Raw genomic sequence first — 13,581 nt, forward strand, 5'->3', positions numbered from 1 at the left:
TGAGTAGTGATATGGATGTAGTGGTGTATGCTCCAGCATCAATTGGTAACGTCAGTGTTGGCTTTGATGTTTTAGGCGCAGCCGTTTCGCCAGTCGATGGCACTTTGCTGGGCGATCGCGTTGAAGTGAAGGCATCGAATGAGCCATTCAGTTTGGCAACCGCAGGAAGTTTTGTTGCAAAATTGCCCGACAATCCGAAAGAGAATATTGTTTACGACTGCTGGCAAGTCTTTGCTCGCGAGCTAAAAAAGAAGTCTGTTGAGCTTAAGCCTTTAGCCATGACGCTTGAAAAAAATATGCCGATTGGTTCTGGGTTAGGTTCGAGCGCTTGTTCTATTGTTGCCGCTTTAGATGCATTAAACCGTTTTCATGGTCAACCACTTTCTGAAATGGAGCTTTTGGCTCTGATGGGCGAAATGGAAGGCCAGATCTCAGGTGGTGTGCATTACGATAACGTGGCGCCATGTTATCTCGGTGGCTTGCAATTGATGCTTGAAGAGCTTGGTATCATTAGCCAAGAAGTCCCTTGCTTTGATGATTGGTACTGGGTGATGGCTTATCCGGGCATCAAGGTTTCGACTGCTGAAGCGCGTGCGATTTTGCCATCTCAGTATCGTCGCCAAGATATCATTGCTCATGGTCGTCATTTGGGCGGTTTTATTCACGCTTGTCACTCAAAACAAGATGAATTAGCCGCCAAGATGATCAAAGATGTCATCGCTGAGCCATATCGTGAAAAACTGCTGCCAGGTTTTGCCAAAGCACGCGAGTACGCTGCTTCTGCTGGTGCGCTGGCTACCGGAATTTCTGGTAGTGGCCCAACGCTGTTTAGTATCTGTAGGCAGAAAGATGTCGCCGAGCGTGTTGCCAACTGGCTTGAAAATAACTATGTCCAAAATCAAGAAGGATTTGTCCACATTTGTCGCCTCGACAAACAGGGCTCAAAAGTAACGGGAAGTAAGCTATGAAGCTTTACAATATAAAAGAAAATGATGAACAAGTTTCCTTTGGCCAAGCCGTGCGCCAAGGGTTAGGCCGCAATCAAGGGCTATTTTTTCCATCGTCTCTGCCAAGTTTTGACGATATCGATGCGCTGCTTGACGAAGATTTTGTCAGCCGCAGCAGCAAAATTCTTTCTGCTTTGATTGGCGATGAACTGAGTAAAGAGCAAGTCAGTACGCTAGTTGAGGCTGCTTTTCAGTTTCCAGCGCCTCTAAATAAAGTCAAAGATGGTGTCTACGCGTTAGAGTTGTTCCACGGTCCAACTCTGGCGTTTAAAGACTTTGGCGGCCGTTTTATGGCGCAATCTTTGGCGGCGGTATCGAATGGTGGAAAAATCACTATTCTGACTGCAACCTCAGGTGATACCGGTGCGGCTGTCGCGCACGCTTTCTACGGTATGCAAGACATCAACGTGGTGATCCTGTATCCGAAAGGCAAGATCAGCCCACTGCAAGAAAAGCTGTTCTGTACGCTGGGCAAAAATATCCACACGGTTGCAGTGGATGGCGATTTTGATGCTTGCCAAGCACTAGTGAAGCAAGCGTTTGATGATGCTCAATTACGCCAAGATGTTGGTCTAAACTCGGCTAACTCAATCAATATCAGCCGCTTAATGGCGCAGATTTGTTACTACTTTGAAGCCGCAGCGCAATTGAGCAAACAAGAGCGTGAAAACTTGGTGATTTCAGTACCAAGCGGCAACTTTGGTAACTTAACCGCAGGCCTACTTGCTAAAGCGCTCGGTTTACCAGTAAAACGTTTTATCGCGGCGACCAATGCCAACGATACGGTGCCACGTTACCTAGAAACCGGTAAATGGGATCCCAAGCCAACAGTGGCAACCACATCCAATGCGATGGATGTGAGCCAGCCGAATAACTGGCCGCGCATTGAAGAACTGTGCCGCATTAAAGATTGGGGCTTAGAAACGCTAGGCAAAGGCGCGGTCAGCGATGAGCAAAGCGCGCAATCGGTTAAAGAGCTGTTTGAACTAGGCTATTTGTGTGAGCCACACGGTGCGATTGCTTATCGTGTTTTGGATGAGCAACTGCAAGCAGGCGAAACCGGCCTGTTTTTGTGTACGGCCCATCCGGCGAAATTTAAAGAAGTGGTGGATGACATTCTGGGTGAGAACATCGAATTGCCAGCCCCGCTTGCCAAACATGCGGCGATGGAGCTTTTGTCTCAAGATCTGAATAACGATTTTGAAGCGCTAAAAGCGGTACTTTATCAAGTGCAGTAAGCGAAGTTTGGTCAGTTAAAAATAAAAAGGTCGCCTCGAGCGACCTTTTTTTACGTCTTCTAAGTTAGCGATTGAGCGCAAAGGTTGGTAGAGATAGGTGCCAACGAATAGCGCCCAGGCGTATCACTAGCGTCGAAAGCACTCCGGAAAGAAACGCGCTTGAGGTGCTGTAACCCAGCGCCAACGCACTGGTATGGAAAATACCGCCAATAATACAGGCTGTTGCATACACTTCACTTCGTAACACCATCGGAACTTCACGCGCGAGGACGTCGCGAATGATGCCGCCGCCGCAACCGGTGATTACGCCCATGATAATGGCCACGAGAGGTGAGCTTTGGTAGTTCATGGCTTTTTCTACACCAATGCCGACAAACACCGCCAAACCAATCGCATCGCACACGGGTAAAACCCACCAAGCAATACGTTTTGGCCGTCTGACCACCAGCATGGTTAGTACGCAGGTGACGAGTATCACCCACAAATAATTATTGTCGGTTACCCAAAATACGGGCATTGCGCCTAGCGACATATCTCGAATCGTCCCACCGCCAATCGCAGTGACGCTGCCTAATACGATTACGCCAAATGGATCCATTTTGATTCGCCCCGCTAACAGCACTCCTGATATGGCGAAAATAGCGGTGCCGAATAAGTCGATCAGATAAAGAAGTGTTGAATCCATAAAAGTAAGTATGCCGTTGCGTATAGACCTTTAATGTGGCGGATTGTACGCAAAATCATACTTAAGTGTTAGCGATTTTCTCGTACCTTTTTGAAGTGTTCGCACACTTCGGTAATGGCGTTGAGGGTGCGTGGGGTCGGGCGGTTAATCCAATCTGAATTGAGCGACCAAACGTAACCGTTTTTGACGGCAGTAAGCTGCTTTTGCCAAGACTGCCACATGGTGCCGTTTTTGATTGCGTGTTCGGAAGTGAAGATAACCTCTGGGTCACGAAGAATCACTTGTTCAATGCCCACTTTTGGATAGGGAGCTGAGCTATCGGCAAAAATATTCTCACCACCACAAAATTCAAATACTTCACTTGGCCATTTGCCTTTTGCCAACGTGATGACGGGTTTTTCCGCCAATTGATAGAAATATTTTACTTTGTCGTCGGTGGCGTATTTTTTCTTGAGCTCGTTAAGTTTAATGCGAAAGTCGCTGGCGGCTTGATGGCCGATAGTCGGATCATCGGCGTACTGGCTAAGTTGCTCGATGTTTTCGGCAATGTCTTCAAGTGAATCGGTTTGGGTGTAGTAAATGCTAAGGCCAAATTGTTTGAGTTTTTCCAGCTCGCGGATTGGATTTCCGGCCGGCCAAGCGATGATCAAATCTGGTTGCAGCGCGATGATTCGCTCGATGTTGATGCCCTGATAACTGGAAACCGCTTCGAGTTTTTGCGCAGCAGGAGGGTAATCACTGTGATCACTAACAGCAACAATTTTATCGCCTAAACCAGCGGCAAATGCCAGTTCTGTCGCGTGAGGAGCGAGGCTGATGATTCGTTTAACAGGTTGTTGCGCCCATACCGCTGAACTCAAGCAGCTCAAAAATAAAATGAAGGCCGTTAGGTGTTTTTGCATTCACACTCCTTGATAAATTAATCCCATCACAAGGCTTTGAATTACGACCCAGATTGCCGCTCGCCAAATCAGTAAGCGTCTCACTTGTGCGAGATGAATTGCCGACGGTGCAATACGTCCGCCAAGTTTGGCGCGAACGGTTTTTTTGTCATCGTAAATTGCGGGTCCGCCTAGCGACAGCTCCAGTTTGCTGCCGACCGATATCAATAACCAAGCCGGGCCGGGGAGTGGCCAAGAGCTTGATTGTTGGCGGATTGCATGCCAAATGTTGCTGGTGCGATGGCCCAGGCTAATCATCAGAGCATACAGTTTTAATGGGAGGTAATCCATTACAGCGAGCACTTTTATTACCGCTAAACCAAACGGTAAAAAACGGCTGCGTGAAGGAGACCAAGCGCGCGCGAGTTCGACCAGCAATCGGTAGCTTATCGCGCCAATGCCGCCGCCGACACCGTACCAAAATAGCACGCCGATGACATTGCGGCCGTAGCCCATGATCAATGTCTCTGCGCCTGCTTTTCCTAGCCCAAGGGGGGATAACGCTTGAGTTTCGCGGTTGAGCCACGGGGTAATGAGTTGCTTGGCGTGCGGTTTGTGTTGTTGCGCCAGGGCGTGGGTAAATTGAAAGGTGAATTTGTCGGTGTTGCGCCAATCGATAGCAAGCAGCAGCAGCGCCAAATTAAACAGTTCCGGTTTCCACACCAAAGGTTTGAGGGCAATCAAAACCGCCAATAAAGGCAGCATCATCAGTAGCATCGCTAAAGTGCCAGAAAGCTGACGTTGTGTGTAGCTGCTGTTGTTATTGACTTTATTCGCGAGCTGCTCGGCAAATTTGTGCCACAGCGTGGCGGGATGAGCTTCGCGGGGCAGCGGCAGTAGAGTGTGGATAATAAGAGCGCCCCACATGACGAGGAGCGCACCGTTGGCATAAATATGGTGAAAAAAATCGTTCATCTAAACGCCTAAAGTTAGCCGAGGATATCCACCATTTTGAACACCATTTCCGAAGAACTTTGCGCAGCAAGTGGCAAAAACTCTTCAAAGCTCATTGGCGATTGTTTATCTGCCACATCAGAGATAGCGCGAACCACCACAAATGGCATATTGAACTGATGACAGGTTTGCGCAATGGCAGACGCTTCCATCTCAACCGCAATCACGTTTGGGAAGTGTTGGCGAATAAAGGCTTGTTGATCAGGACGGCAGACAAAAGCATCGCCGGTACAAATCAGACCACGTACCGCGTGTTTGTCGCCGATTTCTGCGAGTGCTTGTTCTGCGGTTTGAATCAGTTTTTCATCGGCAGCAAAAGCGGCAGGTTGGCCAGCCATTTGGCCCATTTCATAACCAAATGCAGTAACATCAGCATCGTGATGACGTACTTCGGTTGAGATGACTACATCACCTAGGTTAAGCGTTGCATCAAAACCACCAGCAGAGCCAGTGTTGATAACGACATCTGGCTGAAATTGTTGAATAAGAAGCGCAGTGCCAACGGCCGCCGCGACTTTACCAATTCCGGATTGTAGCAATACGATTTGCTTGCCATTCAGCTCGCCAGTATAGAAAGTACTGCCGCCGATGCGTGTCTCTTGAAGCTGTTGTAGTGCGTCTTTTAGAATGGCGACTTCTTGTTCCATCGCGCCAATAATGCCGATTTTCATATAGGTTCTCTTGTGGGCATAACTATCGATAGCGAAAAGTGTATCATGAATTTTTCATCGGCCACGATTTTGCGAAAAATCTCTTGGCTTTAGCGCTCAATTTGGGCGCGAAATAGCAGTTGCGATAGTGATTCGATTCTCCTATAATTCGCGGCTCGCGTGTCGGCTGAATCAGAGATTGGCTGGCACAACGATAAACTTAACTCTTTAGGAGAGAATTATGTCTCTGAATGCAGAAACTAAAGCAGCAATCGTTGCTGAATACGCGCGCGCTGAAGGCGATACTGGTTCACCAGAAGTACAAGTAGCTCTACTGACTGCTTCTATCAACCATCTACAAGGTCACTTCAAAGCTCACAAAGGCGATCACCACAGCCGTCGTGGTCTACTACGCATGGTTTCTAGCCGTCGTAAGCTTCTAGACTACCTTAAAGGTAAAGATCTAGATCGTTACCACGACCTAATCAAACGTCTAGGCCTACGTCGCTAATCAGTGGCTGCATAGTACAGTTTGTTAAAAAAGGGGCTTTATGCCCCTTTTTTGTTGGCTATTATTTACTCGTCTAGTGTTATATGCCTAAGCTTTGCCGCCTGAAATTAGCATCTTGTAGCAACCGGGTATATACTACGCACGGCGAATTCCTCGCAAAGGATTCGCGTTCAATACTCACTACATTACAGTCAACCAAGTCGACCAAACGGTCGCGGCTATTCAAAGCGTGTTTGCGGATGTTTTTCTCATCGAGAACTCAGCGCGTTTTTACTAGTCGCGATTCGTAATGTGTGAGAGCAAAACTTACATAATCTGAGCACAATACTCAGAGCAAGGAATCAACATGTTCGAAAAACCAGTTGTTAAAACGTTCCAGTATGGTAACCACACGGTTACTCTTGAAACGGGTGTTATCGCACGTCAAGCAACAGCAGCAGTTATGGTCACTATGGATGACACCGCAGTGTTTGTTTCTGTCGTTGGTAAAAAAGAAGCGGTAGAAGGTCAAGACTTCTTCCCACTAACCGTAAACTACCAAGAGCGTACTTACGCGGCAGGTAAAATCCCTGGTGGCTTCTTCAAGCGTGAAGGTCGTCCTTCTGAAGGCGAAACTTTGATCGCTCGTCTTATTGACCGTCCGATTCGCCCACTATTCCCTGATGCATTCAAAAACGAAGTTCAAGTTATCGCAACTGTGGTTTCTGTAAACCCAGACGTTCAACCTGATATCGTTACTATGATCGGTACTTCAGCGGCTCTAGCTATTTCTGGTATTCCGTTTAACGGTCCTATCGGTGCTGCGCGCGTTGGTCATATCGATGGTCAACTTGTGCTGAACCCAAGCAACACTGAACTTGCGTCATCTAAACTTGACCTAGTGGTTGCTGGTACTGAATCTGCGGTACTGATGGTTGAATCTGAAGCAGACAACCTAACTGAAGAAGAAATGCTATCTGCAGTGGTATTTGGTCACGACCAACAACAAGCTGCGATTAAAGCGATCAACGAGTTTGCTGCTGAAGTTGCAACTCCAGCTTGGGATTGGACTGCGCCTGCTGAAAACACTGAGCTTAAAGCAAAAATCGCTGAGCTTGCTGAAGCGAAATTGGTTGAAGCTTACCAAATCACTGAAAAGATGGCGCGTTATGACCGTATCCATCAAATCAGCGACGAAGTTAACGAGCGTCTACTAGCGGAAGACGAAGAGCTGAACCTTAAAGAAGTTCACACTATTTTCCACGACCTAGAAAAAACAGTGGTTCGTCGTAGCATCATCGCTGGCAACCCACGTATCGATGGCCGTGAAAAAGACATGGTTCGTGCACTTGACGTTCGTACTGGTGTACTTCCACGTACTCACGGTAGCGCACTGTTCACTCGTGGTGAAACTCAGGCATTGGTTACTGCGACTCTAGGTACTCAACGTGATGCACAAATCATTGATGAGCTAACTGGTGAGCGTAAAGACCACTTCCTATTGCACTACAACTTCCCTCCATACTGTGTGGGTGAAACTGGCTTTGTTGGTTCACCAAAACGTCGTGAAATCGGCCACGGTAAATTGGCGAAGCGCGGTATTGCTGCGGTTATGCCTTCTGCAGATGAGTTCCCATACACAGTTCGCGTTGTATCTGAAATCACTGAATCTAACGGTTCATCTTCAATGGCTTCTGTATGTGGTACTTCTCTAGCGCTTATGGACGCTGGTGTGCCAATCAAAGCGTCTGTTGCGGGTATCGCAATGGGTCTTGTGAAAGAAGGCGAAGACTTCGTGGTTCTTTCTGACATCCTTGGTGACGAAGACCACCTAGGTGACATGGACTTTAAAGTAGCGGGTACAGCAACTGGCGTAACTGCACTGCAAATGGACATCAAGATCGAAGGTATCACTAAAGAAATCATGCAAATTGCGCTTAACCAAGCTCAAGGCGCACGTAAGCACATTCTTTCTGTGATGGATCAAGCGATCTCTGGCGCTCGTGATGATATCTCTGAATTTGCTCCGCGTATTCATACTATGAAGATCAGCGCAGACAAGATCAAAGACGTTATCGGCAAAGGCGGTGCGGTTATCCGCGCACTGACTGAAGAAACCGGAACCACTATCGAAATCGAAGACGACGGTACTATCAAGATTGCAGCAACTGAAGGTTCGGCAGCGAAAGAAGCGATTCGTCGTATCGAAGAGATCACTGCAGAAGTGGAAGTGGGTCGTATCTACACTGGTAAAGTTGCGCGTCTTGCTGACTTTGGTGCTTTCGTTACTATCCTTCCAGGTAAAGATGGTTTGGTTCACATTTCTCAAATCGCAGACAAGCGTGTTGAGAAAGTGTCTGACTACCTAACTGAAGGTCAAGAAGTTCAAGTTAAAGTACTTGAAATCGACCGTCAGAACCGTGTACGTCTAAGTATGAAAGAAGCGGTAGAAAAGCCTGCTGAAGAAGCTGCGCAAGACAACGCTGCACCAGAAGCGGAATAAACACCGCGCTTTTATGACGAAAAGCAGGGTTTTTACCCTGTAAACGTAAAAGCATGTTATAAAGGGAGCCCATCGCTCCCTTTTTTGATGCAGATAAAACGCTGACGGGAGGTCAGCAACAGGAGTATATATTTGTGAAATGGTTTCATACCGCTGCAATTAGCTTATCGCTGTTAGTCGTTTCTGGCTGTGCCTCTATCACTGGTAATGACGAACCGCAATGGCTATACCCGCCGATGGCTGTGCCTTTGCAGGCTGGCATTCAACAGGAAGTTCAAATTGCTCGTTTAACTCAGTTGCTGCAAAGAGCGGATCTTTCAGACCAAGTTCGAGCCAAAATGTTTTATGAACGTGGTAGCTACTACGATAGCGTCGGACTAAAAGATTTAGCACGCCTTGACTACGATCAGTCGCTGTCTTTGGAACCAGCTCAGCCTGAGCTGTATAACTTGCTTGGCGTGTACTACACCCAAGTGGGTGAATTTGATGCGGCTTATGACTCCTTTGATTCTGCATTAGAGCTTGATCCTCAAAACAGTTATGCCGCGCGTAATCGCGCCGTGGCGCTGTATTACGGCGATCGTATTCACTTAGCGATTGAGGACATCACCAAACACTACGAAGAAGATCCTTCAGACCCATTTCGTTCATTGTGGTTGTACATCATCAAATCTGAGCAAGATCCAAAGCAGGCGAGAGCCGAGCTTGAGCAAAGCTACCAAGAGCGTGATGATCAGTGGGGCTGGTTATTGGTTGCCATCACGTTACATGATGTCAATGATGACCAAGTGTTCAACGCAATTTTGCAAGGCACTCGTGACAACACCTTATTGGCTCAGCGCTTAACCGAAGCCTATTTCTACTTAGCTAAACGCTATCAGCAAGAGGGTGACTACGCGCAAGCGCTGTCATTGTATAAGCTCGTGCTGTCATTTAACGTTTACGAGTACGTGGAGCATCGTTATGCCTTGCTTGAATTAAGCCGTATCTATCACACCGTGCGTGATGAGCAGAAGCAGCAACAAGGTGATGATAACAGCGAGCAACAATAGCTTGTAAAACCCCAATAGACTGTACAAAACAATCGTCTGTAAAAACCAATAGACACTTAGCCGCTGCATTGAGTAGCGGCTTTTTTATGTTCTCTAGTTGCGAAACCCAATGCCTAAGCTTAAAATAATTAGCCTTGCTAACTAAATCAGTGACTCATGAGTTTAGAAAACAGCTTAGAGCAGTTAGAACGCTTCGCTTCCAAAGTGTGGCGTAAAAACAGTAAAGAAGATCCCATCTCGCAACTGAGTTTTAACGAGTACGATTATTTGAAAGTTGTACAGTTGGCGAATGAGCCGATTCGTTTAACCGATTTAGCCGCAGAGATGGAAGTGACGAAACCGTCCGCTTCAAATATGGTGACACGGTTAGTTCGCAAAGGGCTCGTAGTGCGCTGCGCTAGCCCAGAAGACGCAAGAGTAAAGCGCGTGATGTTAACGCCGCTCGCTCTTGAATATATGGATTATGAAACCAAGGTGTATCAAATTTTGGCACAGCAAGTCGTGAAAGGATTAACCGAAATAGAGACAGGGCAGCTTAACGCGCTTCTGGAGAAAGCGTTAAGTCGCTCTGAAATATAATTTTTCGCTCACTTAGTTAGCTTGGCTAATTAAATGAGCCAAGTGTGAGTTGTGGGTAGTGATATGAATCCATCTATTTATAAGCAATTTTGGCGCTATACCATTCCGACCTTAGCCGCCATGCTAGTCAATGGCCTCTATCAGGTCGTAGATGGGATTTTTATTGGTCGATATCTCGGCGCCGATGGTTTAGCGGGCATTAACGTCGCCTGGCCTGTCATCAGTGCGGTACTGGGGCTTGGTATGTTAATTGGCGTTGGTACGGGTGCGTTAGTTTCTTTGCGTCAAGGTGAAGGACAAATGGCGCAGGCCAAAAGTGAGTTAACCACCGGATTGTCGCTGTTGGTGATCGTCACGCCATTGGTGGCACTGAGTTTGTGGCGTTATAACGATACGTTTCTTGCTTGGCAAGGCGCGCAAGGCGGCGTGTTCGAGATGGGCAAACAGTACTTAGATGTGCTGATTGTGACCTGTATCTTTACGCTTGGCTCAATCGCGATGCCATTTTTGGTACGTAACGATAACAGCCCGAATTTTGCGACTGTGATGATGATTGTTGGCGCGGTGACCAACATTGTGCTCGATTATGTGTTTATCGTGCTATTGGATTGGCAATTAATCGGCGCTGCTCTGGCAACCGGGATTGCGCAGATGGTGGTGATGCTGGGTTGTGTTGGGTATTTTTTCTCGCCGCGAGCACAGCTACGTCTAACGCTGCGTCACTGGCAGGTCGATTGGCGAGGTATTCCGCGAATTTTTTCGATTGGGACTTCGAGCTTTTTTATGTATGCGTATGGCTCAATGATGGTCGGGTTACATAACTATCTGTTTGTGGAGTATGACAGTGCCTTGCTAATTGGCGCATACACCATCATTGGCTATGTCGTCACGGTTTATTACCTTGCGGTTGAAGGCGTCGCAAACGGTATGCAGCCATTGGTGAGTTTTAATCATGGCGCGAAAAAGCCGGCCAATATTTTAACGCTACTCAACATCAGTTTGGTGACCACAATTACTCTCGGAATCGTCTTTGTACTGTTGTTAAACAGCTTTCCGCAGCAAGTGATTGCCATCTTTAACCATAGTGATGACGAGTTGATTCGCAGTACCACTCATGGCATTCATCTGCACGTGTGGGCACTGTTTCTGGACGGCTTTATCGTGATTGCCGGCGCCTATTACCAAGCCACGAATCGTGGTGGCAAAGCCATGTTTGTTATTGTAGGTAATATGCTGATTCAACTGCCATTTCTGTATGTATTACCGAAATGGTTGGGGGTTGACGGCATTTGGCTCGCGTATCCGCTGTCAAATGTCACCTTAGCTTTGGTGGTGTTGGCGATGCTCTATGCTGACCGTAAGAAAATCAAAGCGCAGCTAGCTGCGCCTGCGACAAGCAACGCGTACGCTCAGTAATTTCGACATAGCCATTTAAATATCAAAAAACGCCACGGATAACGTGGCGTTTTTAGTTTCAGGCGCTGGTTGTAATTTAATTCACGCTGGTTTCTAAACCTGCGAGTTGATACCAGTAGCCGTTACACTGATGATGGGGCAGTTTGACAGGATGAGTGCCATCTTCATTGGCGATAAACTGACTGAGATGACTAAAGGTTTCATCGCCAAGCGGGCTTAAACGCACCACATCAACCAAATCACTCATTTCTGGCAGAGCATTGATCAAGTTGTAGCAGTAGCCTGATTGGGTTTGAATACCATTAAGATTAAACACTTGCTGGCCTTCTTGGCTCGCCACTTGCAGCCCAGTTGGGTATTTGATGCAGCAGGTTTCACACTCATCTTTGGCTCGATTTTCCGCCCGCGCGGTAAAACAGCGCGCCGAGTAGGCCAGTGGTAAGTAACCGTGGCTAAACACCTCGGTTTCAAATTGACCACGAATATTGAGCTCTTGACACTGAACTAGAACGTTACTGAGCCATTCTTTTGATAGCTCAACCGGCATACACCAGCGGATCATGCCTTGTTTTAAAAACAGTTTAAGCGTGTGGGCGTTGTAAGTGTTCACTGCCGGGCCAACCACAAAAGGCACCTTGTGCTCGCTGGCGAGTTGAATCGCCGATACATCATTGGCTTCAATCGCAAAATCGCCGTTATCGATGTATTTCTTGAGGATATTGACCTCACTTGGCGCTTCTAATAACGCCATGGTCGATAGCACCACTTGCTTGCCATTTAACGCCAGAGACTTGGCTACCTCAAGCCAATCGCCATGTTTGAGTTCCCGACGTTTCGAGCACACCGATTCGCCAAGATAGATGATATCGGCTGGGCTATTCGCGGCTTGGTGATAAAACGCTTCGACGTTTTGTTTTGGCCAGAAGTAGAGTAGCGGCCCTAGTGAGTATTTAAATTTCGATGACATAACGACTCCTTACTGCCACTTTCTATGATAGGCGCCCAACGTGGTTTGGGTACCTTCTGACACATTGGCGAGCGCGTTATCCCAACTCGGTTCTACGCGATAGTTGTCTGGCGAGGCGAGGTAATGATCGATCGCCGCGCGCCAGGTGCGAGTCACTTGTTCTACGTAAGCCGGGCTGCGTTGTCGCCCTTCAATTTTGACCGAAGCAACATTGGCGGCAAATAGCTCGGGCAGCAGTGATAGCGTATTTAGGCTGGTGGGCTCTTCTAGGGCGTGATAGCGCTTAGACTGATTGTCGATATTAGCGATAAATCGCCCCTTACACAGGGTTGGGTAGCCCGCGTTTTCACCATGCTGGTATTTGTCGATCAAAATGTTGTTGAGGCGAGATTCTAAACCGTCTGTGGTTTCTTGCCAGCGAACGTATTTCGCCGGCGAGCAAGCGCCAACGGTATTCGGCGATTCTCCGGTAAAATACGAAGACAAATAGCAGCGACCTTCTGACATAATGCATAAGCTGCCAAAAGCAAACACTTCTAACTCGACATCGCTAACCATGTTACGTGACAGTTGCTTTACTTGATGAATAGACAACACGCGCGGTAGCACCACGCGTTTGACATTGAAGTTTTGCTTGTAGAATTCAATGGCGGCAACGTTAGTCGCAGAGGCTTGGACGGAGAGGTGTAATTCCAAATTTGGATAGCGTGAAGAGGCGTATTCCAGTAAGCCAATATCGGCGATGATCAGCGCATCGACGCCCATATCTGCAGCCAAATCGACCGCGTTAGTCCAGCGAGAAAAGCGTTGCGGCTGGGCAAAGGTATTTAATGCGACGTGAATTTTTTTGTCGTGATCGCGGACGTATTGCACCGCTTTATCCAGTTTTTTGCCACTGAAATTCAGGCCCGCAAAATGGCGCGCATTGGTGTCATCCTTAAAGCCGATATACACCGCATCGGCACCGCAATCGACGGCGGTTTTTAAAGCAGGAAGGTTGCCTGCAGGGCATAGAAGTTCCATTGTTTCCATTCAAGATCATCAACATAGCCCCACATTCTAAGAATTGAGTTTTGAAGCAAACTTGATATAAGGCAGG

The 13,581-nt window shown here is 47.5% G+C and carries 13 protein-coding genes; 7 read left to right on the top strand and 6 right to left on the bottom strand.

Going from position 1 to position 13,581, the window contains the following annotated elements; genetic code table 11:
• Positions 1 to 11 precede the first annotated feature (11 nt).
• Positions 12 to 968, top strand: coding sequence for a homoserine kinase (gene thrB / locus BLS03_RS11360; RefSeq protein WP_093273730.1), 957 nt, complete (start codon positions 12 to 14; stop codon positions 966 to 968).
• The gene (thrC, locus tag BLS03_RS11365; RefSeq protein WP_093273732.1) at positions 965 to 2,245 is read left to right on the top strand and encodes a threonine synthase; all 1,281 of its coding nucleotides are present in this window, start codon (positions 965 to 967) and stop codon (positions 2,243 to 2,245) included. The genes thrB and thrC overlap by 4 nt, the downstream gene beginning before the upstream one ends.
• A 64-nt stretch (positions 2,246 to 2,309) precedes the next feature.
• On the opposite strand, the gene BLS03_RS11370 is transcribed toward thrC, so the two are convergent.
• The 4 genes from BLS03_RS11370 to mtnN form a co-directional block, all read right to left on the bottom strand.
• Positions 2,310 to 2,930, bottom strand: a complete 621-nt coding sequence (locus BLS03_RS11370; protein WP_093273734.1) for a TRIC cation channel family protein — start codon at positions 2,928 to 2,930, stop codon at positions 2,310 to 2,312.
• 68 nt (positions 2,931 to 2,998) lie between these two features.
• Positions 2,999 to 3,832, bottom strand: coding sequence for a vitamin B12 ABC transporter substrate-binding protein BtuF (gene btuF / locus BLS03_RS11375; protein ID WP_093273736.1), 834 nt, complete (start codon positions 3,830 to 3,832; stop codon positions 2,999 to 3,001).
• Positions 3,833 to 4,786: a cobalamin biosynthesis family protein gene (locus tag BLS03_RS11380; RefSeq protein WP_093273738.1), complete on the bottom strand. Its 954-nt coding sequence runs from the start codon at positions 4,784 to 4,786 to the stop codon at positions 3,833 to 3,835. It lies immediately after the preceding gene.
• Between the two features lie 14 nt (positions 4,787 to 4,800).
• On the bottom strand, positions 4,801 to 5,496 hold the full coding sequence (gene mtnN, locus BLS03_RS11385) for a 5'-methylthioadenosine/S-adenosylhomocysteine nucleosidase (protein WP_093273740.1): 696 nt from the start codon (positions 5,494 to 5,496) through the stop codon (positions 4,801 to 4,803).
• Between the two features lie 220 nt (positions 5,497 to 5,716).
• Between mtnN and rpsO the strand changes: the two genes are divergently transcribed.
• The 5 genes from rpsO to BLS03_RS11410 all read left to right on the top strand — a co-directional run bounded on the left by rpsO (position 5,717) and on the right by BLS03_RS11410 (position 11,515).
• Positions 5,717 to 5,986 (top strand): 30S ribosomal protein S15, encoded by a 270-nt coding sequence (rpsO, locus tag BLS03_RS11390; RefSeq protein ID WP_093273742.1) that lies wholly within the window; start codon positions 5,717 to 5,719, stop codon positions 5,984 to 5,986.
• A 346-nt stretch (positions 5,987 to 6,332) separates the two neighbouring features.
• Entirely contained in the window at positions 6,333 to 8,468 is a 2,136-nt protein-coding gene (gene pnp, locus BLS03_RS11395) for a polyribonucleotide nucleotidyltransferase (RefSeq protein WP_093273744.1), read from the top strand.
• 134 nt (positions 8,469 to 8,602) lie between these two features.
• Complete coding sequence (gene nlpI / locus BLS03_RS11400) at positions 8,603 to 9,520, top strand: lipoprotein NlpI (protein ID WP_093273746.1); 918 nt, start codon at positions 8,603 to 8,605, stop codon at positions 9,518 to 9,520.
• A 156-nt stretch (positions 9,521 to 9,676) separates the two neighbouring features.
• Positions 9,677 to 10,099 carry a MarR family winged helix-turn-helix transcriptional regulator gene (locus BLS03_RS11405; protein ID WP_093273748.1) on the top strand — a complete coding sequence of 141 codons (423 nt, stop codon included), beginning with the start codon at positions 9,677 to 9,679 and terminating at the stop codon, positions 10,097 to 10,099.
• Positions 10,100 to 10,162: 63 nt separating this feature from the next.
• Positions 10,163 to 11,515 carry an MATE family efflux transporter gene (locus tag BLS03_RS11410; RefSeq protein ID WP_093273750.1) on the top strand — a complete coding sequence of 451 codons (1,353 nt, stop codon included), beginning with the start codon at positions 10,163 to 10,165 and terminating at the stop codon, positions 11,513 to 11,515.
• A gap of 76 nt (positions 11,516 to 11,591) precedes the next feature.
• Here the strand turns inward: BLS03_RS11410 and BLS03_RS11415 are convergent, their stop codons facing one another.
• Together BLS03_RS11415 and ubiU are read right to left on the bottom strand one after the other, a co-directional pair.
• Entirely contained in the window at positions 11,592 to 12,482 is an 891-nt protein-coding gene (locus BLS03_RS11415) for a U32 family peptidase (RefSeq protein WP_093273752.1), read from the bottom strand.
• Between the two features lie 9 nt (positions 12,483 to 12,491).
• On the bottom strand, positions 12,492 to 13,505 hold the full coding sequence (gene ubiU / locus BLS03_RS11420) for a ubiquinone anaerobic biosynthesis protein UbiU (RefSeq protein WP_093273753.1): 1,014 nt from the start codon (positions 13,503 to 13,505) through the stop codon (positions 12,492 to 12,494).
• Between the last annotated feature and the right edge of the window lie 76 nt (positions 13,506 to 13,581).

This window comes from Vibrio xiamenensis, assembly GCF_900100015.1.
In the GTDB taxonomy this organism is placed as follows: domain Bacteria; phylum Pseudomonadota; class Gammaproteobacteria; order Enterobacterales; family Vibrionaceae; genus Vibrio; species Vibrio xiamenensis.